We start from the raw sequence: 26,304 nt of genomic DNA, 5'->3' as shown, positions 1-26,304 counted from the left end.
AGATCGTGCTCGTGCGTCTCACCGCTTCGTGCGCCCACTAGCTGCCTTTCGTCGAGGAGGTCGTTCCCCCGCGACGTTAGGAACGGGCGCTCGGTGCAGGCTGGGGCCGGGCTGGGAGTCGGCTGTGGACGGGCGGTCGGCGTTCAGCGCCTGCTGGCCCGGCGGTAGCCGATGGTCGCTGGCACCGCGAAGAGGACGATCGCGCCGAGCGACCACACGACGGTGAGGGTGAGCGAGCGGGCGAGCGGGCCGCCGGAAGCGAGCGCGCGCATGGTGTCGACCGCCACCGACATGGGCTGGTTTCGCACCACCGGTTGGATCCACTTGGGGAAGGCGATCAGCGGGACGAATCCGGTGCTGAAGAACATCATCAGCGAGGTGAGGATGGTGATCCCCTCCACCAGCGTCGATTTCGCGGTGAAGACGGCGACCGAGGTGACGATGGTGGCGAAGGCGAGGCCGAAGAGCACCGGGATGAACAGGAAGACGATCGACGCCGCGACACCCTCGTGGAAGCGGAACCCGAGCACGACGCCCACCGAGACCACCGCGAGGGTGCACACGAAGATGCGGCAGCCCTCCGCGAGCACCCGCGAGGCCAGGCCGGAGGCGCGGTGCACCGGCAGCACCCAGAAGCGGGCGAGCAGCCCCGCGTCGCGTTCGCGGCCGAGCAGGACGCCTCCGGCCACCGCGCCGGACAGCGCACCGACCAAGGCCACCATGGGCACCGAGCCGTACAGCGCGCTCTCGCCGGTGAACTTCCGGATCTGCCCGCCGATCACGGTATTGAGCATGACCAGCAGCAGGCACGGGACGATCAGCGTCTCCAGCAGCGTGACCGGATTGCGCGCCCAGCGCAGCAGCAACCGCTGGGTCTGGATCAGCGTGTGCATCACCAGGGCCGACAGCGACATCTCCGAACCGGTGCGCTGCCGGTCCGGGCGATCCGCCAGCAGTACCATCATGCCCTCCTCGAACTGAGCCGGATCGACAGCGGAACGCAGACGATCAGGATGCCGAGCGCCCACGCCAGCGGCGGACCCAGCAGCGTCCAGCTCACCTGGCCCGCGTTCGGTCCGCTGTCACCGGCGAACGCGCGCAGGGCGACGGCCCACTGCGAGACCGGCTGATTGCGCACGAACGGCTGCACCCACTCCGGGAACTGATCGGCGGGCGCGATCCCGGTGGACAGCATCCCGAAGATCAACGGCGGCAGCACCAGCGCCTGGGCGGTCGCCTCCGGGTTGCGCGACACGGTGCCGATCACGTCGCCGCCCCAGATCAGCGCGAGGCCGATGAGCAGCGAGAACAGCACGAAACCGAGCGTGTGCGCGGCATCGAGGTGAAAGCGGAACCCGATGACGTGACCGCAGATCAACGCGGTGATCACCCCGATCGCCAACCGGAAGACACTGCCGGACAGCCGCGCCGCGACCGGGACCAACGGGCCGATCGGCATGGCGCCGAAGCGCCGGTTGAGCCCGGCGACCGAATCGGTGGCGGCGCGGAAGGCCGCCGAGACGGCCGTGAACGCGGCGGCCTGCAGGATCACCAGCGGCATCATGAACTGCGCGTAGCTGCTGAATCCGGTGCCGATCACGGTCATGATGGTCTTGAGCGGGATGTAGAAGCTGGCGGTGAACGCCGCGGGCGCCAGCACCGAGGTGAGCACTTCGCCGGTCTGCACCGACGGCACGATCAGCCGGGAGGTGAGCACCCACCACTGTTGCGGTCGCAGCGGGGCCGCCCGGGTCTGGGACAGCCAGGTCGCCGTCGTCACGACACCACCTCCGGCCGCACGGTGTCCTCCGCGGTGGCCAGATGACCGGTGAGCTGGAGGAAGACGTCGTCGAGTGAGGGACGGCGCAGCGCGATGTCCACCAGCTCGACGCCCGCGCTGTCCAGTCGGCGCAACGCTTCGGCGAGCGTTTTCGCGCCGTCCGGAGCGGGCACGGCGATCCGATCGGAGTCGGGCGTCAGCGCTGCCCGGTTGCCCGGCGGCAGCAGCGAACCGAGGGCCGCGGCGATGGCGGGCAGATCCTTCAGATCCAGCGGCACCACCTCGCAGTAGCTGCCGCCGGTCCGTGACTTCAGCTCGTCGGCGGTGCCCTGGGCGATGACCACGCCGTGATCGATGACGATGATCCGGTCGCTGAGCGCGTCGGCCTCCTCCAGATACTGGGTGGTGAGCAGGGTGGTGATGCCCGCCTTCTTGAAACCGGAGACCAGATCCCACACGCCCTGCCTGCTGCGCGGGTCCAGCCCGGTGGTCGGCTCGTCGAGGAACACCACGTCGGGGCGCACGACCAGACCGCAGGCGATGTCGATGCGCCTGCGCATGCCGCCGGAGTAGGTGCCGACCCGGCGGCTCGCCGCGCGCTCGAGATCGAACTCGGCGAGCAGTTCGTCCGCGCGGGCGCGGGCGGCCCGCTTGCGCAGGCCCATCAGCCTGCCGAACATCACGAGGTTCTCGTAGCCGCTGAGCATGTCGTCCAGCGCGGCGTACTGCCCGGTGAGCATGATGCTGCGGCGCACCGCCGCCGGATCGGCCACCACGTCGTACCCGGCGACCGTGGCGCGGCCGCGGTCCGGCCGGATCAGCGTGGACAGGACGTTCACCATGGTGGTCTTGCCCGCGCCGTTCGGTCCGAGGATGCCGAGCACCTCGCCCGGCTCGGCCGTGAAATCGACTCCGCGTAGTGCCTTGACGGCGCCGAAGGATTTCTCGATCCCCTCGACGACGACTCCTTGGTCGGGATTCATCCTCGGCCTCCCAGATGTGCATCGAGCACGCGCGCGATGATCGGCAGCACCGCTGGCGCCGTCAATTCGTCGTGGGTGACTTCGATGTCGTGGTTGATGATCTCGCCGGTCACGTACGGCCGCCAGCCGTCGGGACCGAAGATGTCGGAGGTGTCGACGGTCGCGCTGAAGTACACGATGTCGCCGTCGTACACGGGTCTGCGGTAGCCGGTTCTGGTGCGGGCGGCGGCGTTGTAGGACCCGGCCATCCGCTCCAGCGTGGCGGCGTCGATCAGCGAGACGCCGCCGAGCCGTTCGCGGATCAGGTCCGCCGCCTGCTGTGCGGTCGCGTCGGCGGGGACGTCGTGGATGCCGAACACCGCGCCGAAGCTGTTGACGAACGACCCGGCGGTGAGCCGCTCGATGCTGTCGCCGTCGATGTCGGCGGTGTCGGCGTCCAGCAGCGCGACCACGCCGACCTCGGCGCCTTCGGCCTTCAGCCGCGCCGCCGCCGCGTGGGCGATCAGGCCGCCGAACGACCAGCCGAGCAGGTGGTAGGGCCCGTGCGGTTGCAGTGCCCGGATCTCGCGCACGTAGCGCTCGGCGAAGTCCTCGATCGAGCGCGCGGGCGGCTCGTGTCCGCCGAGGTCGGGCGCTTGCAGACCGTAGATCGGGCGGCCGGGTGCGAGTGCGTCCGCGAAACCGAGGTAGGTCCAGGCCATTCCGGACGACGGATGGATGCAGAACAGCGCGGGTTCCGCACCGCCGAGCCGGATCGGCAGCACCACGTCCAACCCGAGCCCACCGGCCGCGGGAACGGCCGGTGCCGTCGCCGCGGCTTCCTCTTCGGCGGCGGATCGCGCCGCCGGGGACGCGGCGAAGCGCGCCGCCGCGCCCAGCGCGGCCAGCCAGAGGTCGGCCAGCTCGTCGACCTCGTCCCGGTCGAGCAGGGTGGACGGGAAGCCGAAGCTCGCCCGCAACCGGTCTCCGATCACCACGGCGTTCACATCGATCGCCGATTGCAGCGGTACGCCGGGATCTTCGGCGACGTGCACGTCGCCCAGCTCGTCGGTCGGCAGCCAGCCCAGCCCTTCGAGTCCGGCCGGAATATCGCCGGTGGAGTATCTGCCGAGATAGTTGAAGCCGACTCGCCCCGGCAGGCGTCGCGGGAGCTGCCGCGCGGTCTCGGCGTTGAGGTAGCGCAGCAGGCCGAAGCCGATGCCCTTGTCCGGCACCGCGAGCAGTTGATGCTTGACGGCGCGGATCGCGGTGCCCATCGCGGGCCCGCCGGCGAGCGCCTCATCGATGTCGATTCCGGACAGGTCGAGACGTACCGGGTAGATGCTGGTGAACCAGCCGATGGTGCGCGACAGGTCGGCGCCGGGCACCACTTCCTCCTGGCGGCCGTGCCCTTCCAGACGCACCAGCGTCGACGGATCGCAGGCGCGCCAGCGCACCAGCGCCAGCGCCAAGGTGGCCAGCAGGGCGTCGTTGACGCTGCCCTGGAACAAGCCGGGCAGGGTGGTGAGCAACGCCGAGGTGACCTCGGCGGACGCCGCGCGCTCGACCATCCGCAAACCGCCGGTTCGGTCGACGGCCGGATCCAGCTCGCGGCCGCCGATCACCGGGTCGGGTCCGGCCAGCACGTCGCGCCAGTACGCCAGTTCGGCGACCCGGTGTTCGGAATGCGCTTCGTCGGCCAGCGCGTGGGCCCACCGCCGCATCGACGTGCCGGTCTCCGCGAGTACCGGGGTGCTGCCTGCCGATATCTGGGCCCACGCGGCCACCAGATCCGGCACCAGGATGCGCCAGGACACACCGTCGATCACCAGGTGATGCGCCAGCACGATCAGCCGACCGGAACCGGTGCGCGCGCCCGCGTCGCCCACCGGGTCCAGCCAGATGAACTGCAGCATGACGCCGTCGGCCGGATCGAGCCGATCGGCCGCGGCGTCCAGCTCGGTCATGGCGAACTCGTGCAGTTCGATCGGGTCGATGGCGGCGAACTCGATACGGCGCACCAGCGCGTCCACGTCGACCGAGCCGGGCGGGCCGACCAGCAGGCGCGGCGCGTCGCCGTCGGTGATCAGCCTTGCGCGCAGCATGTCGTGCCGGTCCACCGCGGCGGCCAGCACCGCGACGATCTGGGACCGCTCGATCCCGACCGGCAGCTCCAGGACCGCGGTCTGGGCGAAGCGGTCGTAGTTCCCGCCGCGTTCCAGCATGTAGTGCACGATCGGCGGGAGCGGCAGCTCGCCCACACCGCCGCCGGGCAACTCCTCCAGCGTCACCGCGGCGCCGGCCGCGTCCACGGCCGCGGCCAGCGCCGCGACCGTGCGGTGCTCGAACACCTGCAAGGGCGTGCAGGTGATGCCCTGCTGCTTGGCCCGCGAGACCAGCTGGATCGCCAGGATGCTGTCGCCGCCGAGCGCGAAGAACGAATCGTCGGCGCCCACTCGCGCCACGCCGAGCAGTTCGCCGAAGATCGCGGCCAGCTGCTGTTCGGTCGGCGTGCCCGGCGCACGGTACTCGGTGCGGTCGGCGGTGAACTCCGGGGCGGGCAGCGCCCTGCGGTCCAGCTTGCCGACCGCGTTGCGCGGGATCTCGTCCAGCACGACGAAAGCCGAGGGCACCATGTAACCGGGCAGGATGTCGGCGGCGAACGCCCGCACCTTCGCCACGTCGAGTTCGGACCCGGGCGTGCGGACGAGGTAGGCCGCCAGCGCGGTCGCCCCGGTGGGGCCGGGCACGCCGAGCGTCACCGCGAAGTCCACGCCGTCGGCGCGGCCGAGGACCGCGTCGATCTCGCCGAGCTCGATGCGCTGGCCGCGCACCTTGACCTGGAAGTCGGTGCGGCCCAGATATTCCAGCTCCGGTCCCGCGTCGCCGCGGATCCAGCGCACCAGATCGCCGGTGCGATACATCCGTTCGCCCGCCGCGCCGAACGGGTCGGCCATGAAACGAGCCGCGGTGAGGCCGGGCCGCGCGTGGTACCCGCGCGCCAGCGCCGGTCCGGCGAGATACAGCTCGCCCGCTACGCCGAACGGAACCGGGCGCAGCCGATCGTCGAGGACCAGCACTCGCGCGCCCTGCACCGGCGTGCCGATGGACACCGGGGCGCCCACGGCCAGCGGCGCGGAACCCGTTGCCCAGATGGTGGACTCGGTCGGACCGTACAGGTTGACCATGGCGCGGCCGGTGGCCCAGCGCTCCACCAGCTCGGCGCCGACCGCCTCACCGGCCACCGCGAGCACCCGGATGCTGGTCACCTCGGCGGGATCGAGGGTGGCCAGCGCGGAGGGGGTGATCACCATGTGGGTGACCTGCTCGGCGTCGATCAGTTCGGCGAGCGCGCTGCCGCCGAACACGTCCGGCGGGGCGACCACCGACGCGCCGCCGGAACCGAACGCCATGATCGCCTCGAACACCGACGCGTCGAAACTCGGCGACGCCACCTGCAACACCCGGGAACGCTCGTCCAATCCGAGCGAATCCTGTTGCGCAGCGACCAGATCGGCGATGCCGCGATGCGAGACCGCGACGCCCTTCGGCGTGCCCGTCGAGCCGGAGGTGTAGATCATCCACGCCGCGTTGTCCGGCCGGATGGGGCCGGGCAGATCGCGCTCGCTCAGCGGACGGCCACTCGCGGCGCTCCAGCGTTCGACCAGGGCGAGGTCGTCGAGCACCAGCCAGTTCGTGCTGTCGGGCAGCATCGGCCGGAACGCGGCGAGGGTCAGGCCGAGTGTCGCGCCGGAGTCGGTGAGCATGTGGTCGATGCGGTCGACCGGATGCTTCGGATCGACCGGCAGGAACGCCGCGCCCACCTTCGCGGCGGCCCACATCCCGGTGAGCAATTCCGGCGAGCGCGGCAGGCCGAGTGCCACAACGCTTTCCGGACCGCCGCCGGACTCGAGCAGGATCCGGGCCAGGCGAGTGGCGTGCGCGTCGATCTCGGCGTAGGTGGTGGCGTGCCCGCCGGCCACGAGGGCGGGGCGATCCGGGTACCGCCGCACCGTCTCGGCCAGCAGCTGCGGCAGGGTCGTGGTCGCGGCGGCCGCGGGACCGCGCACCGGCACCAGGGTGGCGCGTTCGGCGTCGTCGAGGATGTCGATGTCGGCGATGCGCACGTCGGGCCGAGCCAGCACCGCGGCGAGCACCCGCCGCCACCGGGTGGCGAACACGGCCATCGTCGCCTCGTCGAACAGGTCGGTGGCGTAGGTCAGCACGGCGTCGATGCCCGCCGGACCGCTGTCGCCGAAACGCTCGCGCAGATCCAGGGTCAGGTCGAACTGGGAGGCGTCGCGATCGAAGTCCTCCACCTCGAATCGCAGGCCGGGCAACTCCAGCACCGGTTCGACGAAGTTCTGCAGCGACAGCGAGACCTGGAACAGCGGGTGGTGCGCGGTCGAGCGAGCCGGATCCAGCACTTGGACCAACCGCTCGAACGGCACGTCCGCGTTGGCGAAGGCGTCCAGGTCGGCGGACCGGACGGTGTCCAGGAACGCCGCGAAGCCTCGGCCGGGATCGACCGGGGTGCGCAGTGCCAGGGTGTTGACGAACATGCCGACGAGCTGGTCGAGCGCCTCCTCGCCGCGACCGGCGACCGGCGTGCCGATCAGCACGTCGTCGGTGCCGGCCAGGCGGGCGAGCAGGGCCGCGAGTGCGGCGTGCACGACCATGAACGGGCTGACGCCGTGCGCGGCCGCGAAGTCCACCAGCGCCCGGTGCGTCCGGGCGTCGACGGTGAAGCCGAGGTCGGCGCTGTGCATGGTCTGCACTGCCGGGCGCGGCCGGTCGGCGGGCAGTTCCAGCACGTCGGGCGCGCCCGCCAGGGTCTCGCGCCAGAACCCGATCTGGCGCGCCGCCAGCGATTGCTGGTCCGCCTCGTCGCCGAGCACCTCGCGATGCCAGAGCGCGAAGTCGGCGTACTGCACCGGCAGCGGGACGCGGGCGGCGTGCCCGCCGCAGGCCCGCTCGGAGTAGGCGGCGACCAAGTCGGCGGCCAGCGGAGCCATCGACGCGCCGTCCGCGCTGATGTGGTGCACCACCAGCACGACGACGTGCACCGGGGGCGTGGCGGTCACGATCGCGCCAGGTGTCGCGGCATAGCTCGACGCCACCGGTGCGTTCCCGGCCGCGGGGCCGGAGGAGACCGGCGCGGCACCGGTGGAAGGACCGGACGACACCGGCCCGGCACCCACCGACGGCTCCGGGCCGCCGTGCAGCCGGAACAGCCCCACCCGCAGCGGCGGTTGGGTGGCGAGATCGAATCCGGCGCCCGCCAGCTCGCCGATCCGCTCGCGCAGCGCGGGGCCGTCCTCGGTGTCGGCCACCGGCATGGCGGGCACGGCGACGTCGACGCCGACCACCACTTGGCGCGGGCCCTCCGCGTCCGCCGGGTAGAGCGTGCGCAGGCTCTCGTGCCGCTCTACCACGTCGGCGAGGGCGCCGCGCAGCGCTTCGACGTCCAGATCACCGGTGAGCCGCAGCGCCACCGCGATGTTGTAGGCGGGCGAGGCCGGATCCATCCGGTTGAGCACCCACATGCGCTGCTGCGCGGGGGACAGCGGAACGCGATCCGGCCGCAGCCGCGGCGCGAGGACGAACCGGCCCGCCGCCGCGCCGGTGGCGGGGATCACCCGGGCCGACAGCTGGGCGACCGTCGGCGCGTCGAACAGGTCGCGCAGCGCGATCCGCGATCCGAGCGCCGCATTCACCCGCGCCACCACCTTGGTCGCGCTCAGCGAGTTGCCGCCGAGTTCGAAGAACGACTGGTCGACGCCGACGCGCTCGCGGTCGAGCACCTCGCCGAACACCGCGGCCACCGTCTCCTCGACCGGCGTGCTCGGTGCGAGGTAGGGCCGGTGACTCTCCGAGAAATCCGGTACCGGAAGGGCTTTGCGGTCGAGTTTGCCGACCGGGGTGAGCGGGATGGAGTCGAGCACGACGAGGTAGCCCGGCACCATGTAGCCGGGCAATTCGGCGGCCACCTGGGCGCGCAGCCGATCGACGTCCAGGCGAACGCCCTCGGCGGGCAGCACGTAGGAGACCAGCACGGTGGTGCCGGCCGGGCCGGTGCGCCCGATGGTCACCGCGTACTCCACCTCGTCGTCGCGGGAGAGCACCGCGTCGATCTCGCCCAGCTCGATGCGCAGACCGCGGATCTTGACCTGGAAGTCGCTGCGGCCCAGATACTCCAGCTCGTAGCCGCCGTCGTTGTCGACCCAGCGCACCATGTCGCCGGTGCGGTACATCCGCTCGCCCGGTTCGCCGAAGGGGTCGGCGACGAACCTGCTCGCGGTCATCTCGAAGCGGTTGAAGTAGCCGCGGGCCAGCGCGGGACCGGCCAGGTACAGCTCGCCGGGCACCCCCACCGGCACCGGACGCAGCCACGCGTCCAGCACCATGGTCGCCGCCCCGCGGATGGGACCGCCGATCGTGATCGGCTCGTCCGCGACGAGTTCGCCTGGTCCGGTCGCCCAGATGCTGAATTCGGTCGGGCCGTACAGGTTCACCATGCGCCTGCCCGGCGACCACCGCTCGATCAGCTCCGGCGTCGCCGCCTCGCCCGCGACCGCCAGCACGCGCAGGTGTTCCAGGCCGCCGGGTTCCATGGTCGCCAGCGCCGACGGCGTGATCACCGCGTGCGTGACGCGCTGGGTGCGCAGCAGGTTTTCCAGTTCCGTCCCGCCGTAGACGTCCGGCGGCGACACCACCAGTCTGCCCCCCGCGCCGTGCGCGATGAGCAGCTCGAACACCGAGGCGTCGAAGCTCGGCGACGCCACCTGCAACGCGCTGGCGGTGTGGTCCAATCCGAGCGTCTCCCGTTGCGCGTCCACGAGATTCGCGATGCCGCGGTGGCTGAGCAGCACGGCCTTGGGCTTGCCGGTGGAACCGGAGGTGTAGATCAGGTACGCCGTCTGGTCGAGGTCGATCGGGCCGCCGCGCTCCTCGTCGGTGATCGGCGCTTCGGAGACGGTCATCACCCGCCGGATGGTGTTGAGATCGTCGAGCAGCAGCCAGTCGATGGTGCCGGGCAGCGTCTCGCCGGTCGCGGTGACCGTCACGCCGATCGGCGCCTTGGAGTCGCTGAGCATGTGCTCGATGCGCTCCACCGGGTAGTTCGGGTCCAGCGGAGCGAACGCCGCGCCGGTCTTGGCCAGCGCCCACACGGCGATCACCGATTCCAGCGAGCGGGTGAGCGCCAGCACGACGAACACTTCGCGCCCGACTCCGCGGCGCAGCAGCACCCGGGCGTAGCGGTTGGACCAGGCGTCGAGTTCGCCGTAGGACATGGTGAGCTCACCGGCGGTGATCGCGATCGCCTCGGGATCGATGCGCGCGCCAGCGGTGAGCAGTTCGGGCAGTGTGGCCTGCGGCACCGACGCCGGACCGCGCACCGGGACCAGCGCGGCGCGCTCGGCGTCGTCGCAGTACTGCAACTGGGAGACCAGCGCGTGCGGGTTGTCCGCGAGCTGGCCGAGCAACCGGACGAAGCGATCCAGCAGGGGCCGCGCCGCCTGGGCCGGAAGCTGGTCGGCCAGGTACTTCAGCGTGACCCGCAGGGTGTCGCCACCGTCGTCGCCGCGCAGCGGGATCACCATGAGATTCAGCGGATACGGCGTCGCGTCGGTGCCTTCCACGTCGAGCACCCGCATGCCCGCGATGTCCAGCGCCTGCGACAGCGCCTCGCGATCGATGGGGTAGGACTCGAACACGGTCAGTGTGTCGAACAATTCGGCCAGGCCGACGGCCTGGTGGATGGCGGCCAGTCCGACGTGCTGGTGGTCCATCAGCCGCGCCTGCTCGGATTGCAGGCGCGCGAGCAGGTCGGACACCTTCTCCGCCGGATCGAGCCGCACCCGCACCGGCAGCGTGTTGATGAACAGGCCGACCATCTCCTCGACCCCGGCCAGTTCCGGCGGCCGTCCGGAGACGGTGCCGCCGAAGATCACGTCGGTGCGGCCGGTGAGCATCGTCAGCAGCATCGCCCAGGCGGCCTGCACCAGAGTGTTCGCCGTGGCGCCCGCTTCCCGGCCCGCGGTCTCCAGCTGGGCAACGGTGGCACGGGAGAGGTCGGCGGAGATCATCCCGGTCTCGGTCGATTCGATCCCCGCGAGGGTGGGCACGGCGCGCGTCGGCGTGTCGACGCCGGCCAGCGATTCGGTCCACGCCGCGAGGGATCGCGCGTCGTCCCTGGTCGCCAGCCAGGACAGGAACTCGCGATAGGAGTGCGCGGGCGGCAGGGCCGCGAGGTCACCGTCGGTGACGTAGAGGGTGAGCAGTTCGCGCACGAGCAGCGGCGTCGACCAGCCGTCGAGCACCAAGTGGTGATTGGTGAGCACGAAACGATAGGTATCGGAGTCGATCCGGATGAGCGCGCAGCGCAGCAGCGGAGGACGGGTGAGTTCGAACCGGGTGCGCGCGTCCAGCGCGATCAGCCGATCGAGTTCTGCGGCCCGCTCGTCCGCGTCGGCGATGCCGGTGAGATCCGCTTCGCGCCAGTCGATCTCGGCGTCGGCCAGGACGAGCTGGCGCGGACCGTCCTCGGTCTCGACGAAGGCGACGCGCAGGTTCTCGTGACGGGCCACCAACGCCTGCGCGGCGCGGCGCAACCGGGCCGCGTCGACGGTGCCGGCCAAGGTGAGCAGGGACTGCACCGTGTAACCGTCGGCGGTGTCGGAGTCGTAGAGCGCGTGGAAGAGCAGGCCGTATTGCAGCGGCGAGAGCGGCCACACGTCGGCCAGGTTCGGATAGTCGCGCTCCCAGGTGTCGATCTGCGCCTGGGTGACGGTGAGCAGGTCGAAGTCCGACGGTGTGCGTCCACCCGCGCTCGGGCTTCCGGCGTGTTCGGCCAGCGCGCCGAGCGCCCGCTCCCACAGCGCGGCGAGTTCGGCGACATCCGCCTCCTCGAAAAGCCGTCCGGCGTAGGCCCAGGTCACCTCGAGGCCCGCGTCGGTGAGCACGGCGTTGATGTCGACCGCGGCGGCCAGCGGCGCGCGGTCGTCCTGGGTCGCGGCGAACCGGCGCGGCAGCCACGCCTGGTCCTCGCCGCCGGTGGACGCGCGACCGAGGTAGTTGAAGCTGATCTGCGGCGTCGGCCCGTCCGCCAGCGCCGCGGCGGTGTCCGGCACCAGGTAGCGCAGCATCCCGAAGCCGATGCCTTTGTCCGGCAGGGCGCGCAACTGCTCTTTGGTCGCCTTGATCGCGGCGCCCGCCGCGGCGCCGCCCGCGAACGCGTCCGCCAGATCGATGCCGGTCAGGTCGACCGCGGCGGGATAGACGCTGGTGAACCAGCCCACCGTCCGGGCCACGTCGGCACCGGGCAGGACGGTCTCCGAGCGGCCGTGGCCCTCCAGGGTGAACAGCGTCGCGGTGCGCCCGCGCCACCGGGCCACCGCCAGCGCGAGCCCGGCCAGCAGCACGTCGTCGGCGCCGCAGTGGAAACGATCCGGCGCGACGGTGAGCACGGTCCGCGCGATATCGGGCGCAACGACGGTGGTCCGGTGCGCCATGGTGGACACTACGTCGAGGGCGGGATCCATCGGCGCCGCACCGAGCGCCGGATCGGGCGTGGCCAGGATGCGCTGCCACAGCGGCAATTCCGCGGTTCGGGTGGCCGCGTGCGCACGCTGTCCGTAGGCCCAGCGCCGGAACGAGGTGCCCACCGGCGCGAGCGGTGCGCCCAGCGCGGCGGTGGCCAGATCCGGCAGCAGGATGCGCCAGGAAACGCCGTCGGTGACCAGATGGTGCAGCACCAGCCACAGCAGCGGCGCGGACTCGGCGCGCTCGATCCACACGAAGCGCGCGATCGCGCCCGTCTCCGGCTCGAGCAGGTCGGCGGCACGCTGCAAGGCGCGCTCGCAGATCGCGTCGAGATCCCCGTCCTCCGTCACGACCTCGAGCAAGCCGCCCGCGTCCACCGCGCCGGGTTCGGCGACCACCCAGCTCCAGCCGTCGCCTGCGCGGCGCAGCGTCGAGCGCAGCACGTCGTGCCGGTCCAGCAGCGCCTGCAGCGCGGCGACCAGACTCGCGCGCTCGATGCCGGAAGGCAGCTCGATGAGCACGGCTTGGGCGAACCGCCGCCAGGTGTCACCCGGCTCGAGCATCGCGTGCACGATCGGCGTGAGCTCCACTTCGCCGACTCCGCCGCCGGGCAGTTCGTGCACCACCGCGACCGGCACGTCGGTGGCCACCGCGGCCAGCGCCGCGACGGTCTTGCGCTCGAAGACGTCGCGCGCGCTGAACCCGAGCCCGGCCGCCTTCGCCCGGGACACCAGCTGGATCGAGACGATACTGTCGCCGCCGAGCGCGAAGAAGCTCTCGTCGACGCCCACCGATTCCACGCCGAGCACCTGCGCGAACAGCGCGGCGAGCGTCTCCTCGCGCGGCGTGGACGGCGGTCGGCTCGTGGTGGTGCGTGCGCCGAATTCCGGAGCGGGCAGCGCTTTGCGGTCCACCTTGCCCAGCGGAGTGAGCGGAAGGCTGTCGAGCACCATGACCACCGCGGGCACCATATAAGCCGGAAGCGATTCCCCGGCAGCCGCTTTCAGCGCCTCCGGATGGATCTCCGCTCCCGGCTTCGGCAGCACGTACGACACAAGCGCGGTGGCGCCCGAACCGGTTTCGACGCCGAGGGTGAGCGCGAAGTCCACGTCGGGATGCCGCTGCAAGGCGGCGTCGATCTCGCCGAGCTCGATGCGGAAGCCGCGCACCTTCACCTGGAAGTCGCTGCGGCCCTGGTACTCCAGTTCGACGCGTCCGTCGTGCTCGACCCAGCGCACCAGGTCCCCGGTGCGGTACATGCGTTCGCCGGTCGCGTACGGGTTGGCGACGAACCGGTCCGCGGTGAGCCCGTTACGCCGGTGATAACCGCGGGACACGCCGGGACCGGCGAGATACAGCTCACCGGTGGTACCCGGCGGCAACGGCCGCAGCCACGGGTCGAGGACCACGGCCGACACGTCGCGGGCCAGTCCGCCGATGGTGATCGGGCCGTCCGGGGTCAGCGGGGCGCTGAGAGTGACGGTGATGGTGGTCTCGGTGGGGCCGTAGCCGTTCAGCAGGGTCCGGCCGGCCCATTTCGCGACCAGCTCCGGCGGGCAGGCGTCACCGCCGACGATCACCGTGCGCAGCGCGGGCAGCGTCGCCGGGTCCAGCGATCCCACGACGGCGGGGGTCACGTTGAGGTGCGTGACGCGGTGCGCGCGCAGCACGTGGGCCAGCTCCTCGCCCGCGTACGCCGAGGGCGGGACGACGGCCAGCGTCGCGCCCGCCGCGAGCGTGACAACGATCTCCTCGACGGAGATGTCGAAACTGGGCGAAACTGCGTGAGCGACAACGGATTCGGAGTCGATGCCGAAACCGGCGCCGGAACTCGCCACCAGGTTCGCCAGTCCGCGGTGGGAGACCAGCACGCCTTTGGGCAGACCGGTCGAGCCGGAGGTGTAGATGATGTACGCGACCTGGTCCGGGTGCATCGCCGCGGTTCGCTCGGCGTCGGTCAGCGGCGCCGGGTCCTGATCGGCCACCGCCCGCTCGGTTGTCTCGTCGTCGAGGATCAGCCAGGACACCCGGTCCGGCAACGACTTTCGCGCGGAGGTCAGCGTGATCCCCGCGACGACGCCGCTGTCGCCGACCATGTGCTCGATGCGATCGGCGGGATAGGTCGGATCGATCGGCACGAAAGCCGCGCCCGTCTTCACCACCGCGATCGTCGCCAGGACCGACTGCGCGGATCGTGGAATCGAGATCGCCACGGTGCGCTCGGGTCCGGCGCCCGCGCCGATCAGCACCCGGGCCAGCCGGTTGGTGTAGTCGTCCACCTGACGGTAGGTCAGCGCGGTCTCGTCCGCCACGAGCGCGGTCGCCAGCGGATCGCGGGCCGCCCCCTCGGCGAGGATGGCGGGCAGCGTCCGCGCCGCGACGCCCGCGGGGCCGCGCCCGGGAGCGAAGTCCGCGCGCTCGGCGTCCGACAGCACGGCGACGCTCGCCAGCGGCGCGTCCGGCCCGGCGGCGAGGAAGCGGTGCAGGAACGACAGGAACCGGCGGTGCTGCGCGGTCAACTCGGCGTCGGTGTAGAGATTGCCGTTGGCCTGGAAGTCGATGTGCGTGCTCTCGCCGCCCACGCCCGGGTACAGGTTGACGAACAGGTCGTCGATCAGACCCGAGGTCAGCACGTGCAGCCGCCCGGTCACCCGGCCGAGCTGAATCCTGGTGTCGACCATCATGAGGTTCACCGAGGGGCCGAACGACACCGCTTCGTCCATCGGCCAGCCGAGGTCGCGGAAGATGTCCTCCTGCCGGTAGCGCTGGCGGCGCAGCGCCCCCGTCAGCTCGCCCTGGGCGGCGCGGATCACGTCCCCGACCGTCGTGGCCGGCGTCAGCCGCAGTCGCAGCGGGACCACGTTGGCGATCATGCCGCCGGAACGCCGCAGCGTGGCGGTGGTGCGCGCGGACACAGGGAGGCTCAGCACGACCTCAGGTGCGCCGGTCATCGCGGACAGGTACGCGCCGAAGGCGGCGACCACGGTCGGCGCGACACCGGAGGACACCTGACCGGCGACGGCGTCGAGCAGTTCCGCGGTGTCCGCGGGCAGCGCGCCCGCGACTCGGCTCGGGTGCCCGTTCACACCCGCGGTGCGACCGGCCAGGTTCACCGGATCGGCCATACCGTCGAGGTGGGCGAGCCAGTGCTCGCGGTCCGCGGCGAAACGCTCCGAGCTGCGGTAGGCCAGATCCGCCTCGACGATCTTGCGCAGGTCCTCCGCCTTCGCCGGTGGAGCCTCGCGCCCCTCGACGGCGGCGTTGTAGAGCTCACCCGTGCGCTGCACCATGGTCAGCGCGCCCATACCGTCGAGCACGATGTGGTGGATGCGCGAGTACCAGAACCAGCGGTCGGCGCCGACGCGCAGCATGGCGATGCGCACCAGCCGGTCGCGGGTCAGATCGAGCGGGGCCTCGTACTCCGCGCGCATCCAGGCGTGCGCGGCCGCCTCCGGGTCGGGTTCGGCGCGGAAGTCGAGCGTTTCCAGGCTGTCGTCGAGGGTGGGGTCGACGAATTGGAACGGATGACCCTCCACTTCGATCAGGCGGAGGTAGCCGGTGCCGAATTCGCGCCCGGACTGCCGCGCCGAACGCGCGAGCAGGTCCAGGTCGATCGGTCCGTTCAGTTCGACGTACTGGGCGATGGAGATCGGAGTGTCACCGGCGACGTGCTGGGCGAACCAGATGCCGCGCTGTGCCGCCGACAGGGCGAAGGCCCCGTCGGGAAGACCTGTGTCCGTATCTTTCGCCGAGAGGGAAGGCTGTTGCATGACGTGTCCTACGTTCTGACCGCGGGTCTGGGCTACCCGGCGAGGACCGCCCGTAGCCACCGCGGTAGCGGTAGTACCTGCCGCCGCACAGCACGCGGCAAGTCAATTCTGAACCGGCGCGGGCGGCGCTGCGGGGGTATTGCGCACACTGCGCGACCCGAACATTGCTGTTCGGGTCGCGGGGGGAAGGGTTTGCCCGGTCAGGCCGATGCCGGCAGCAGATCCAGGTCGGCCGCGTTCAGCGGGGCGGCGGAACTGGTCAGGTAGCGCTGCAGCGTGGAGCGCTCGTCCAGCACCAGCCAGGTGATCTCGCCTGCGTGCTCGGGCTGCTGGTCCTTGGTGGTGATGCCCACCGGGGCGCCGAGCGCGTTGGAGCTGTCCTCGGTGACCGGAACCGTGGTCGCGCCGATCTTGGTGGCGGCCCGCTCTGCGACGACGGACTCGATCGGCTGGTCGATCGCCACCGCGATCCGGCTGCCGGGGCCCGCGCCGATGCCGAGCAGCAGCCGGGCGAGGCGGTTGGACCAGCGGTCGAGTTCGGCGTAGGTGAGCTCGCAATCGGCGGTGGAGACCACGACCGCCTGCGGATCGACCTCGGCGACGGGCTGTGCCAACGGCAGGACGTAGAGGTTGTCGGCGAGCGAATCGGTCAGCGTGTGCATGTCGTGTCCTCGAGTGTCGATTAAGAGGTATTTGGCGTACCTCTGAATCTCGTCCTCGAAAGGACTTTCCGACAGCAACCCCAGCGCTGGTCCGCGCACTCCAAGGGTGGGCGAAACCTCACCCAAGGGGGTGGGCGGTCAGTCGGTCACGTAGCCGTTGAGCGTGTTGCGCAGATCGGTGAGCATGGCGCGGGCGGCGGTGAGGCCGTCGCCGTGCCAGACGCTGTCCTCCACGGCGAACACCCGGCGGTCGGTGGCGGCGCCGAGGTTCTTCCACTCGTCGGAGCGCAGCACCGCCTCACCGTGCTTCTTGCCCTCCGGGCCCGCGAGGATCACGTAGATCACGTCGCCCTCCACCTTCGAGGCCCACTCGTCCGCGCGCACGTCGAACGACGCGCCGCGCTGGGCTTGCGGGCGCTGCACGCCCGCGTCGCCGAGCACCTGGCCGGAGAAGCTGTCGCTGCCCTGCACCCGATCGGCGTCGGCGCTGAACCGGATGACCGACGCCTGGGTCTGGTTGGCCGCCAGCGCGCTACCGGTGTCCTTCGCCTCGGTGCGGTAGTCCCGCAGTGCGGTCTCCGCGGCCGCGCTGCGTCCCAAACCCGCCGCGAACGCGGCGAATTCGGCCTGCCAGCTGTTGTTCGCGCCGACCAGCACGGTGGGGGCGATGGCTTGCAACGCGCTGAAACTCGCCGTGCCGGTGGGGATCTCGCCGAGGATCAGATCGGGGTCCAGGTCCACGATCCGGGCCGGGTCGGGCTGCGCGGCGGTGCCGACGCCGGGGATCTTCAGCACGCCGGTGCCGAGGTAGGCCGGTTGCGGGCTCGGTCCGTCGATGGTCACCGCACCCACCACGCGCTCCCACAGGCCGAGCGCGCAGACCGCGTCCAGCGCGGAAGTGCTGAGCACGACGATGCGCTGCGGGTCGGCGGGCACCTCGGAGACGCCCGACGCGTGGGTGACGTCGCGGGTCGCCCCGTCCGCCGGGTCCGGCGCGCTCGGCAGCGCGCACGCGCGCGCGGTGTCGCGCTCCAGCCCGACCACCCCCGCGCCCGCGATGTTGGTGGTGGTGCGCACGATGGAGGCGGAATCGTCGGCGGTGCCGCCGCAACCGGCGACGAGCAGTGCGGCACACCCGGCCAAGACCGCCCGGAACCGGCGACCGGCCGCGCCATTCCGATTGCGAAGTGCACGAATTCGGGCGCGTCCCTGTATCCCGTCGCTCACCGGCATGCGAGTGAGGGTACAGGTCGGCGCGTGCCCTCCCCTGGGTGAGGTCGCGGCATGCGGCGACCGTCCGCCGGCCCCGGCTTCGAACGGAACGGCACTCGTGGCTTCTCCGGACTTCCCGACCGCATTCTGCTCGTGCTACCGTTTCGGCGAGGTCGCGCAGGGGAGTTGCGCGGCGCTGTCAGGGGGAATAATGAGATTTCATTTCGGTCGGCTCGTGCTCGCCTTCTTCATCGCGTTCTGGACGTTTGCCGCCGCGGCGGCGGCCGACGCGACGCCGCCGCCGGGTTCGCAATTCGATTACCAAAAGTTCGCCGCCGAAATGGCGGCGTGTGACGCGGACGGCAGCACGATGAGTGACAGTCACATCCTCTACGGCGCAGTGCACCCCAACGGCTCCAGAATGCAGCTGCGATGCTACGCGCTGCGTCACATGATCGACGGTGGGCACGATCCGTTTCTCAACCCGAAAGCTTTCCTGGACTGTGTGGACCGACTGGTGAGCTTCGGATTTCCCCGGGACGGAAACAAACCGGGCCATAAAGTGAACATTCTCCAGTACAACGGCACCAGCAGCAGGGCGAAACTCGCCTACGATACGAACCGCGGGAACGACATCCTGACTGTCTATACTGAGCCGCGGGACAACGAGTGGTTCGCCTGCGCGACCACGTAATTCACTCGAACGGGGTGCTGTACACGGATGGGCATACGACGACGCGAGTTGGTCGCTGCCGCCAGGCAGGGTGAGGAAGCCATCGAGGACCCGATCGTGCGGTTGCGGCTCGATCTCACGGAGATGGTGCGTTTCTGTGGCCGAGTGTATTGCGACGAATCTTCCAATCATGCTCTGGCGGTCAACGCCATTCGCGCACGACACGCTATCGGGATGGTCGAATCATCGGACCTCGATACCGAATTCGATCGACTGAGGGTGGCGTCGCTGGGCAGCGTAGCCGGAGATATCGAAGGGCTGGACGCCGACGCCGTCGACCTGGTGAACGCGGACCGGATCGCGGCCGGGCTGACGCGGTTCTTTCAACAGAGGAAAGTATCCCAACGTCCGATGGTGGGAGTTTTCCTGATCTGCCTGAATGAGGCATACGCTGTCGCCGGACGATATCGCGACCCGTATCTCGGTGCCAGGAACATCGCGGAGATGAGGTTGTTCACCGATCCCGAAGACGAACAATTCGTCGCGCTGTGCGATGAATTGACCACGAGATTCGAAGACTCCACCGGCCGCGATCCGGAGGTTGTCACGAGGATCGAGGCTGCCATGGCGGAGTTCACGCGCGCACATCCGGTGTGACGGCGCCGCCCGGCCCGCACGAAGGGTCCGGGTAGGGCGGAGAACCTTCGTGCGGGCTGCTGGGATCAAGCTCGATTGCCGCCGATGCTGAAGCGGGCTCCGGTGGCGTCGGTGACGGCGGACATGCGGCCGTAGGGGGTGTCCTCGGGCGGGGAGAGCACCGAGCCGCCGAGTTCGGCGAGTCGTTCGACGGTTTTGTCCACGTCGTCGGCGCCGAAGTAGACGGTCCAGGCGGCGGGGGCGCCTTCGGGCAGGAACGCCGAGGCGTCCATGACGCCGCCGAGCATCGGGCTCTCGGCGTGGATCGTGGAGTAGCGGAACTCCGGGGCGTCGGAGATGGTGAAGACGTCCGACCAGCCGAACACCTCCCGGTAGAACGCCAGCGAGGCGTCGTAGGCGCGGGTGTGCAGTTCGAACCAGGACGGCGCGCCCTCGTGGTCGCGCCACTGCCCACCGGAGACCAGGCCCATGGTCTCGAACCCGGGGAACGTCCCGGCCTCCCAGATGCCGACGCCCGCGCCACCGACGTCCCCCAGCACGGCCATCGTGCCCAGTTCGCCGACCGCCATCGGCGGCACCACGAGCGACGCGCCCGCCGCGGTCGCCGCGTCGGCGGTGGCCGAGGCGCCGGGGCTGGCCAGATATACCGTCCACTGCTCCGGGCTGTCGGTGTCCCCGGGCGTCCTGGCCATCGCGCCCGCCACCGCTCGTCCGTCCTTGCGGAAGGTGACGTAGCCGCCGAACTCCTCGCCCGCGCTCTCGGCGGTCCAGCCGAACAGGTCGCGGTAGAACTCGATACTCCGATCGAGGTCGGAGCTGTACAGATCGACCCAGCAGGGATCGCCGGGCTTCGTACCTTTCGATGTCGTCATCGCTGGTCTCCTGGCTGAGAGGGAACTCGTTTCACCGATACAGACGGCCGTCGCGCACGTAACTCATCGGCCCCCGCCTGCCGAGTGTGAGCCATGAGGGGCCTTGAACAACTGCGACGAATGCGCCCAAAAGTCACAGCGGTATCGACTGCACCAGGGGTGTTACGGCCTCTCGTCTTGCGTGCCCAGCGCACCCTGACCACGTCTTTCGAGCGAAGCGAGACCGAGCATGCGCCGTTCGCGGCCCGACGTGAGCCATGAGGGGCCGCGAACTCGCAGCGCGGAGGCGCTGCCAGAAGGCACAGCTCCCGTGCACCGGGGTGTTGCGGTTTCTCCTCTTGCGTGCCCAGCGCACCCTGACCACGTCTTTCGAGCGAAGCGAGAGCGAGCATGCGCCGTTCGCGGCCCGGCTCGCGTTTGCGCGGCCGCCGCGCAAGTGACGAAGGAGCAAGCGGCGGTCGCGCAAACGCGAGCCAAAGGGGGGCCGCGAACACGCCGCGACGAAGTCGCGGCCAATCGAATACGACAGAGAGTAGGACCCGTGCGGTCGCGTCCGGGGGCCCGGGTTTACGATTCGAAGAGCGCAAGCGAACTGTCGTCTGTCCCGACATCGGGAACGGATGCGATCAGCGGAGCCTGCGGAGCGACTTAAAGGCACCTTTCAGGAGGATCAGTGACTGCCGTAGAGCCCCAGCCAGTCCCTCAGTTGGAAGCGACTCGGCCTTATCCGGCTCGGACCGGGCCGAAGGGCTCGTTCATCTACAAGATGGTCACCACCACGGACCCGAAGGTCCTCGGTGTCATGTACCTGACGACGTCGATGGGCTTCTTCATGATCGGCGGCCTGATGGCTCTGCTGATGCGTGGTGAGCTGGCGCGGCCCGGCCTGCAGTTCCTCTCGACCGAGCAGTTCAACCAGCTGTTCACCATGCACGGCACGATCATGCTGCTGTTCTACGCGACCGCGATCGTGTTCGGCTTCGCCAACATCATCCTGCCGCTGCAGATCGGCGCCCCCGACGTCGCCTTCCCACGCCTGAACGCCTTCAGCTACTGGCTGTACGCGTTCGGCGCCAGCATGGCGACCGCGGGCTTCGTCACCCCGGGTGGCGCCGCGGACTTCGGCTGGACGGCGTACGTGCCGCTCACCGACATCCTGCACTCGCCCGGTGTCGGTACCGACCTGTGGATCCTGGGCCTGGCGGTGTCCGGTCTGGGCACCATCCTCGGTGGCGTGAACATGCTGACCACCGTGGTCTGCCTGCGCGCTCCCGGTATGACCATGTTCCGGATGCCGATCTTCACCTGGAACATCGCCGTCACCAGCGTCCTGGTGCTGCTGGCCTTCCCGCTGCTGACCGCCGCGCTGTTCGGCCTGGCCTACGACCGTCACCTGGGCGGCCACATCTACGACCCGGCGACCGGCGGCATCCTGCTCTACCAGCATCTGTTCTGGTTCTTCGGCCACCCCGAGGTGTACATCATCGCGCTGCCGTTCTTCGGCATCGTCTCGGAGATCTTCCCGGTCTTCTCCCGCAAGCCGATCTTCGGCTACACCACGCTGGTCTACGCCACCCTGGGTATCGCCGCGCTGTCCATCGCGGTGTGGGCGCACCACATGTACGCCACCGGCGCGGTGCTGCTGCCGTACTTCTCGTTCATGACCTTCCTCATCGCGGTTCCGACCGGTGTGAAGTTCTTCAACTGGATCGGCACCATGTGGCGCGGTCAGCTGACCTTCGAGTCGCCGATGCTGTTCTCCCTCGGCTTCATCGTCACCTTCCTCTTCGGTGGTCTGTCCGGCGTCATCCTGGCCAGCCCGCCGCTGGACTTCCACGTCACCGACTCGTACTTCGTCGTGGCGCACTTCCACTACGTGCTCTTCGGCACCATCGTGTTCGCCACTTTCGCCGGTATCTACTTCTGGTTCCCGAAGATGACCGGGCGGATGCTGGACGAGCGCCTGGCCAAGTGGCACTTCTGGGCGACCTTCATCGGCTTCCACACCACCTTCCTGGTCCAGCACTGGCTGGGCGCCGAGGGCATGCCGCGGCGCTATGCCGACTATCTGCCCAGTGACGGTTTCACCGGGCTGAACACGGTCTCCACGATCGGTGCCTTCGTGCTCGGCGCGTCGATGCTGCCGTTCCTGTGGAACGTCTTCAAGAGCTTCCGCTACGGCGAGGTGGTCACCGTGGACGACCCGTGGGGCTACGGCAACTCGCTGGAGTGGGCCACCACCTGCCCGCCGCCGCGGCACAACTTCTACGAGCTGCCGCGCATCCGCTCCGAGCGTCCCGCGTTCGAGCTGCACTACCCGCACATGATCGAGCGCATGCGCGCCGAGGCGCACGTGGGCTGGGGTTCGGGCAAGCACGCCACCGAGCTGCACGAGCCGAACGCCCTGGCGAAGTAGGGCGCTTGCGCGGCGGGGCAACGGACGGGGGAGGTCCGGCCGCGCCGTAGGATTCATCGCGACGAGTGTGCACCCGCTGGTCACCAGCGGGTGCACACTCGTTTGTGGAGATCAGTACGCACCGTGCGTTGCGACAACGACGTCCAGCACAGCGACGGCGACATCGAACATGGAGCGCATCAGTTGGCCGACACCACCGTCCTCGTCACCGTCACCGGGCCCGACCGACCCGGTGTGACGTCCGTGCTGCTCGCGGCCATGTCCCGGCACCGCGTGAGCCTGTTGGACGTGGAACAGGTCGTGATCAGGGGCAGGCTGACCCTGGGCGTCCTGGTCACCTGCCCGAGCGACGCCGAGGCGTTGCAGGACGAGCTCGAAGAGGCCATGAACACCGTCGGCATGCACGTCGACGTGGAGGTGGACGCGGCGATCGGCAGGCAGCCGATGTCCACGCACGCGGTGGTCATCCTCGGCAGCCCGGTCACGGCGCGGGCGTTCAGCGCGGTGTCGCGGCAACTGGCCGCGCTGGGCGCGAACATCGACACCATCCGCGGCATCGCCGACTACCCGGTGACGGGCATGGAGCTGATGGTCACCGCGATCGACTCCGGCCCGGACACCGACTCCCGGCTGCGCACGGCGCTGGCCGAGGTCGCGGTGGTCGAGCGGGTGGACGTGGCGGTCGAGCGGGCCGGGCTGGCCCGCCGCGGCAAGCGGCTGATCGTGTTCGACGTCGACTCGACGCTGATCCAGGGCGAGGTCATCGAGATGCTCGCCGCGCACGCGGGCGTGGAAGACGAGGTCCGCAAGGTCACCGAGGCGGCCATGCGCGGGGAGATCGACTTCGCCGAATCGCTGCGACAGCGCGTCGCCACGCTGGCCGGGTTGGACGAATCGGTGATCGAGGAGGTGGCCGACCGGATCGAGCTGACCCCCGGGGCGCGCACCACCATTCGCACGCTGCGCCGGATCGGTTTCCGCTGCGGCGTGGTGTCGGGCGGTTTCCGTCAGGTGATCGAGCCGCTGGCACACGAACTGGAACTGGACTTCGTGCAGGCGAACACGCTGGAGGTCGTGGAAGGCAAGCTGACCGGCCGGGTCGTCGGGGAGATCGTCGACCGCGCGGCCAAGGCCACCGCGCTGCGCAAGTTCGCGGCCGAGGCCGGGGTGCCGATGGAGCAGACCGTCGCGGTGGGTGACGGCGCCAACGACATCGACATGCTCAACGCCGCCGGGCTCGGCGTCGCCTTCAACGCCAAGCCCGCGTTGCGCGAGGTCGCCGACGCCGCGCTGTCGCATCCCTATCTGGACGCCGTCCTGTTCATCCTCGGGGTCACCCGGCACGAAGTGGAGGCCGCCGACGCCAGGGACGGTCTGCTGCGCCGCGTTCCGCTGGGCTGAGCGGCCGGTACCCGCCCGTTCGGACGACTCGCGGAGGGGCGCCGATCGGTAGGCTCGCTGCGGGTTGATCATTCGGCGATCGGAGGACGGGTGCGCAAGACCCTGCTGGTGCTGCTCCTCGGCGCGGCCGTGGCGGGCTGCGGCGACGGCTCGTCGGAGACGATCAGCACCGAAGCCGCGAATCCTGTTGTGCGGGTTGGTGATGCCGACGCCGACCAGCAGCGGCGGTTGCTGGTCGGACAGCGTCTCGTGGTCGCCCTGCCTGCCAACCCGTCGACCGGATACTCCTGGAGCATCGCGCGGATCGACTCGTCCGTGGTGAAGCAGGACGGTGCGGCGGATTACGAACCCGATTCGGCCGAGCCGGTCGCGCCGGGGGCGGGTGGCACTGCCGTATGGAACTTCGTTGGCGTCGCGGCGGGCGTGACCACGTTGCAGATGGAGTACGCGCGTCCGTGGGACCAGGGCTTGACGCCGGCCCGGACGTTTTCGTTGACGATCGAGGTGCGGTGATGACGAGCACTCCGGAATGCGGCGCCGACATCCGGCGCGACGCCGAGACTTCCCCGGCCGCCCCGCCTTCGGGCCTGGCCGCGACGCCACCGGGCCTGGCCGCGACGCCGTCGGATCTCGCGGCTTTCCGTGCCAGGCACGCCGAACTGGCGCGCGGCTACTACGGCGAGGGCGATCCGGACGACCCCGCCATGGTGCAGGCGATGCAGATGGTCCTGCACCTACCCAAGGCCGATCCGCCGCCGCGCAGCGCGTTGCTGGCGGCCGCGGCGGCCGCCGCGGTGGCGCTGTGCCTGGACGAGCGGGTCGGGCCGGGCGGCGAGTGGGAGCAGCCTTATCTCGCATGGAAGCACTCGCGCATCCGCAAAGTGGCCCGGCGTGCGCGCGGAGCCCAGTGGCAGGCCACCTGTGCGGTGCCGGGCGTCACCGTCGAGATCGACGGCGCGCAGGCGCGGGCGCTGGTCCCCGGCCCGGTGGGCGCGGTCGATCCGCGGATCAAGCGTCTGCAGATCGGCGGCACCGATCTCGAGCACGACGATCCAGGGCCGCCCGATCCCGGACTGCCGGTGCTGTGGGTGAACGCCGGGCTCGGGATGACGTTGGGCAAGTCGGCCGCGCAGGCGGGGCACGCGAGCATGCTGCTGGCCGGTGCGCTGCCCGTGGAACACGCGCTGCGCTGGGCCGAACTCGGCTTCCGCTGCGCGGTACGCGAAGCAGGCGCGCAGCGCTGGGCGGCGCTGGCGCAGCAGGTGGCCGAGGGCGGTGCGGTCGCCGTGCGGGACGCGGGATACACCGAAGTGGCGCCGGGCTCGATGACGGTGATCGCGGTGCCCGCCCCGTCCTGGTGAACGCCGCGCCGCGGCGGTCGCGGTCGCCGCAGGCGTGTCGGACGGCGCGGCGGATGCGGCCGTGACGGCGGTGACCCGGTATGGATCCGACCGCCCGGATCGTTTTTCCCTCCCCGCGTTGGCGAGTGCCCCCTCAGGTGGGCCAAGATGGAGCGCGTGCCGCAACCGGATCCCGATCTGCTCATCGATTTCACCGACGTAACCGTCCGCCGCTCGGGCCATACCCTCGTCGGTCCGGTCACCTGGCAGGTCGAGCTCGACGAACGCTGGGTGGTCCTCGGCCCCAACGGCGCGGGCAAGACCTCGCTGCTGCGCATGGCCGCCGCCGAGATGCACCCCACCGCGGGTGTCGCCAATCTGCTCGGGGAGCGGATCGGCAAGGTCGACGTCAACGAGCTACGTCCGCGCATCGGGCTCTCCTCGGCCGCGGTGGCCAGCCGCGTGCCGGTCGACGAGAAGGTGAGCGACCTGGTGGTGTCCGCGGGCTACGCGGTGCTGGGCCGCTGGCGCGAGCGTTACGACGACGTGGACACCGACCGCGCCATCGACATGCTGGAAAGCCTGGGCGCCGAGCACCTCTCGGACCGCACCTACGGCACGCTGTCGGAGGGCGAGCGCAAACGGGTGCTGATCGCCCGCGCGCTGATGACCGACCCGGAACTGCTGCTGCTCGACGAGCCGGCCGCGGGCCTCGACCTGGGCGGCCGGGAGGAACTGGTGGAGCGGCTCGGCGATCTCGCCGCCGACCCGGACGCGCCCGCGATCGTGCTGGTCACCCATCACGTGGAGGAGATCCCGCCGGGGTTCACCCACGGCCTGCTGCTCAACGAGGGCGAAGTGGTGGCGCAGGGACTGCTCTCCGACGTGCTCACCGCCGAGAACCTCAGCGACGCCTTCCGCCAATCGATCGCGCTGGATCGAGTCGACGGCCGCTACTTCGCGCGGCGTTCGCGGCGCGCGGGCAGGCACCGGACCCGCTGACTCGGACGCCG

Annotated in this window: 14 protein-coding genes; 7 read left to right on the top strand and 7 right to left on the bottom strand. The window is 70.5% G+C overall.

The genetic code is table 11. The features are described 5' to 3' along the window. Positions 1-143 precede the first annotated feature (143 nt). The 6 genes from HOV91_RS07655 to HOV91_RS07630 form a co-directional block, all read right to left on the bottom strand. The gene (locus HOV91_RS07655) at positions 144-962 is read right to left on the bottom strand and encodes an ABC transporter permease (protein ID WP_174184791.1); all 819 of its coding nucleotides are present in this window, start codon (positions 960-962) and stop codon (positions 144-146) included. Beyond that, on the bottom strand, positions 962-1,780 hold the full coding sequence (locus HOV91_RS07650) for an ABC transporter permease (protein WP_174184747.1): 819 nt from the start codon (positions 1,778-1,780) through the stop codon (positions 962-964). The genes HOV91_RS07655 and HOV91_RS07650 overlap by 1 nt, the downstream gene beginning before the upstream one ends. Beyond that, on the bottom strand, positions 1,777-2,763 hold the full coding sequence (locus HOV91_RS07645; protein WP_174184746.1) for an ATP-binding cassette domain-containing protein: 987 nt from the start codon (positions 2,761-2,763) through the stop codon (positions 1,777-1,779). Before HOV91_RS07645 ends, HOV91_RS07650 begins: the two co-directional genes overlap by 4 nt. Beyond that, complete coding sequence (locus HOV91_RS07640; RefSeq protein ID WP_174184745.1) at positions 2,760-16,058, bottom strand: non-ribosomal peptide synthetase; 13,299 nt, start codon at positions 16,056-16,058, stop codon at positions 2,760-2,762. Before HOV91_RS07640 ends, HOV91_RS07645 begins: the two co-directional genes overlap by 4 nt. A gap of 200 nt (positions 16,059-16,258) precedes the next feature. After that, entirely contained in the window at positions 16,259-16,720 is a 462-nt protein-coding gene (locus HOV91_RS07635; RefSeq protein WP_174184744.1) for an AMP-binding protein, read from the bottom strand. Between the two features lie 138 nt (positions 16,721-16,858). Then, the gene (locus HOV91_RS07630) at positions 16,859-17,953 is read right to left on the bottom strand and encodes an ABC transporter substrate-binding protein (protein ID WP_174184743.1); all 1,095 of its coding nucleotides are present in this window, start codon (positions 17,951-17,953) and stop codon (positions 16,859-16,861) included. A gap of 97 nt (positions 17,954-18,050) precedes the next feature. On the opposite strand from HOV91_RS07630, the gene HOV91_RS07625 reads away from it, so the two are divergent. Both HOV91_RS07625 and HOV91_RS07620 read left to right on the top strand, forming a co-directional pair. Further along, positions 18,051-18,626, top strand: a complete 576-nt coding sequence (locus HOV91_RS07625) for a hypothetical protein (protein ID WP_174184742.1) — start codon at positions 18,051-18,053, stop codon at positions 18,624-18,626. A gap of 48 nt (positions 18,627-18,674) precedes the next feature. Then, positions 18,675-19,262 (top strand): hypothetical protein, encoded by a 588-nt coding sequence (locus HOV91_RS07620; protein WP_174184741.1) that lies wholly within the window; start codon positions 18,675-18,677, stop codon positions 19,260-19,262. Between the two features lie 65 nt (positions 19,263-19,327). Here HOV91_RS07620 and HOV91_RS07615 read toward each other — a convergent pair whose 3' ends face one another. After that, positions 19,328-20,134 (bottom strand): VOC family protein, encoded by an 807-nt coding sequence (locus tag HOV91_RS07615; protein ID WP_174184740.1) that lies wholly within the window; start codon positions 20,132-20,134, stop codon positions 19,328-19,330. A 673-nt stretch (positions 20,135-20,807) separates the two neighbouring features. Here HOV91_RS07615 and ctaD point away from each other — a divergent pair. The 5 genes from ctaD (at position 20,808) to HOV91_RS07590 (ending at position 26,293) form a co-directional block, all read left to right on the top strand. Then, positions 20,808-22,550: an aa3-type cytochrome oxidase subunit I gene (ctaD, locus tag HOV91_RS07610; RefSeq protein WP_174184739.1), complete on the top strand. Its 1,743-nt coding sequence runs from the start codon at positions 20,808-20,810 to the stop codon at positions 22,548-22,550. A gap of 183 nt (positions 22,551-22,733) precedes the next feature. Continuing rightward, positions 22,734-23,951 (top strand): phosphoserine phosphatase SerB, encoded by a 1,218-nt coding sequence (gene serB, locus HOV91_RS07605; RefSeq protein ID WP_174184790.1) that lies wholly within the window; start codon positions 22,734-22,736, stop codon positions 23,949-23,951. A gap of 90 nt (positions 23,952-24,041) precedes the next feature. Then, complete coding sequence (locus HOV91_RS07600; RefSeq protein ID WP_174184738.1) at positions 24,042-24,464, top strand: protease inhibitor I42 family protein; 423 nt, start codon at positions 24,042-24,044, stop codon at positions 24,462-24,464. Continuing rightward, entirely contained in the window at positions 24,464-25,312 is an 849-nt protein-coding gene (locus HOV91_RS07595) for an aminoacyl-tRNA hydrolase (RefSeq protein WP_174184737.1), read from the top strand. Before HOV91_RS07600 ends, HOV91_RS07595 begins: the two co-directional genes overlap by 1 nt. A 147-nt stretch (positions 25,313-25,459) precedes the next feature. After that, on the top strand, positions 25,460-26,293 hold the full coding sequence (locus HOV91_RS07590; protein WP_174184736.1) for an ABC transporter ATP-binding protein: 834 nt from the start codon (positions 25,460-25,462) through the stop codon (positions 26,291-26,293). Positions 26,294-26,304 lie beyond the last annotated feature (11 nt).

Origin of the sequence: Nocardia barduliensis (assembly GCF_013315795.1) — a bacterium.
Taxonomy (GTDB): Bacteria; Actinomycetota; Actinomycetes; order Mycobacteriales; family Mycobacteriaceae; genus Nocardia; species Nocardia barduliensis.
Note: the sequence above shows the minus strand (reverse complement) of the source record. Positions and strands in the feature narration are given on the sequence as shown.

Coding starts and splice junctions, on each gene's coding strand:
- HOV91_RS07595 (WP_174184737.1), top strand. CDS start 24,464: ATGACGAGCACTCCGGAATGCGGCGCCGACATCCGGCGCGACGCCGAG.
- HOV91_RS07655 (WP_174184791.1), bottom strand. CDS start 962: ATGGTACTGCTGGCGGATCGCCCGGACCGGCAGCGCACCGGTTCGGAG.
- HOV91_RS07640 (WP_174184745.1), bottom strand. CDS start 16,058: ATGCAACAGCCTTCCCTCTCGGCGAAAGATACGGACACAGGTCTTCCC.
- HOV91_RS07615 (WP_174184740.1), bottom strand. CDS start 20,134: ATGACGACATCGAAAGGTACGAAGCCCGGCGATCCCTGCTGGGTCGAT.
- HOV91_RS07635 (WP_174184744.1), bottom strand. CDS start 16,720: ATGCACACGCTGACCGATTCGCTCGCCGACAACCTCTACGTCCTGCCG.
- HOV91_RS07630 (WP_174184743.1), bottom strand. CDS start 17,953: ATGCCGGTGAGCGACGGGATACAGGGACGCGCCCGAATTCGTGCACTT.
- HOV91_RS07590 (WP_174184736.1), top strand. CDS start 25,460: ATGGAGCGCGTGCCGCAACCGGATCCCGATCTGCTCATCGATTTCACC.
- HOV91_RS07645 (WP_174184746.1), bottom strand. CDS start 2,763: ATGAATCCCGACCAAGGAGTCGTCGTCGAGGGGATCGAGAAATCCTTC.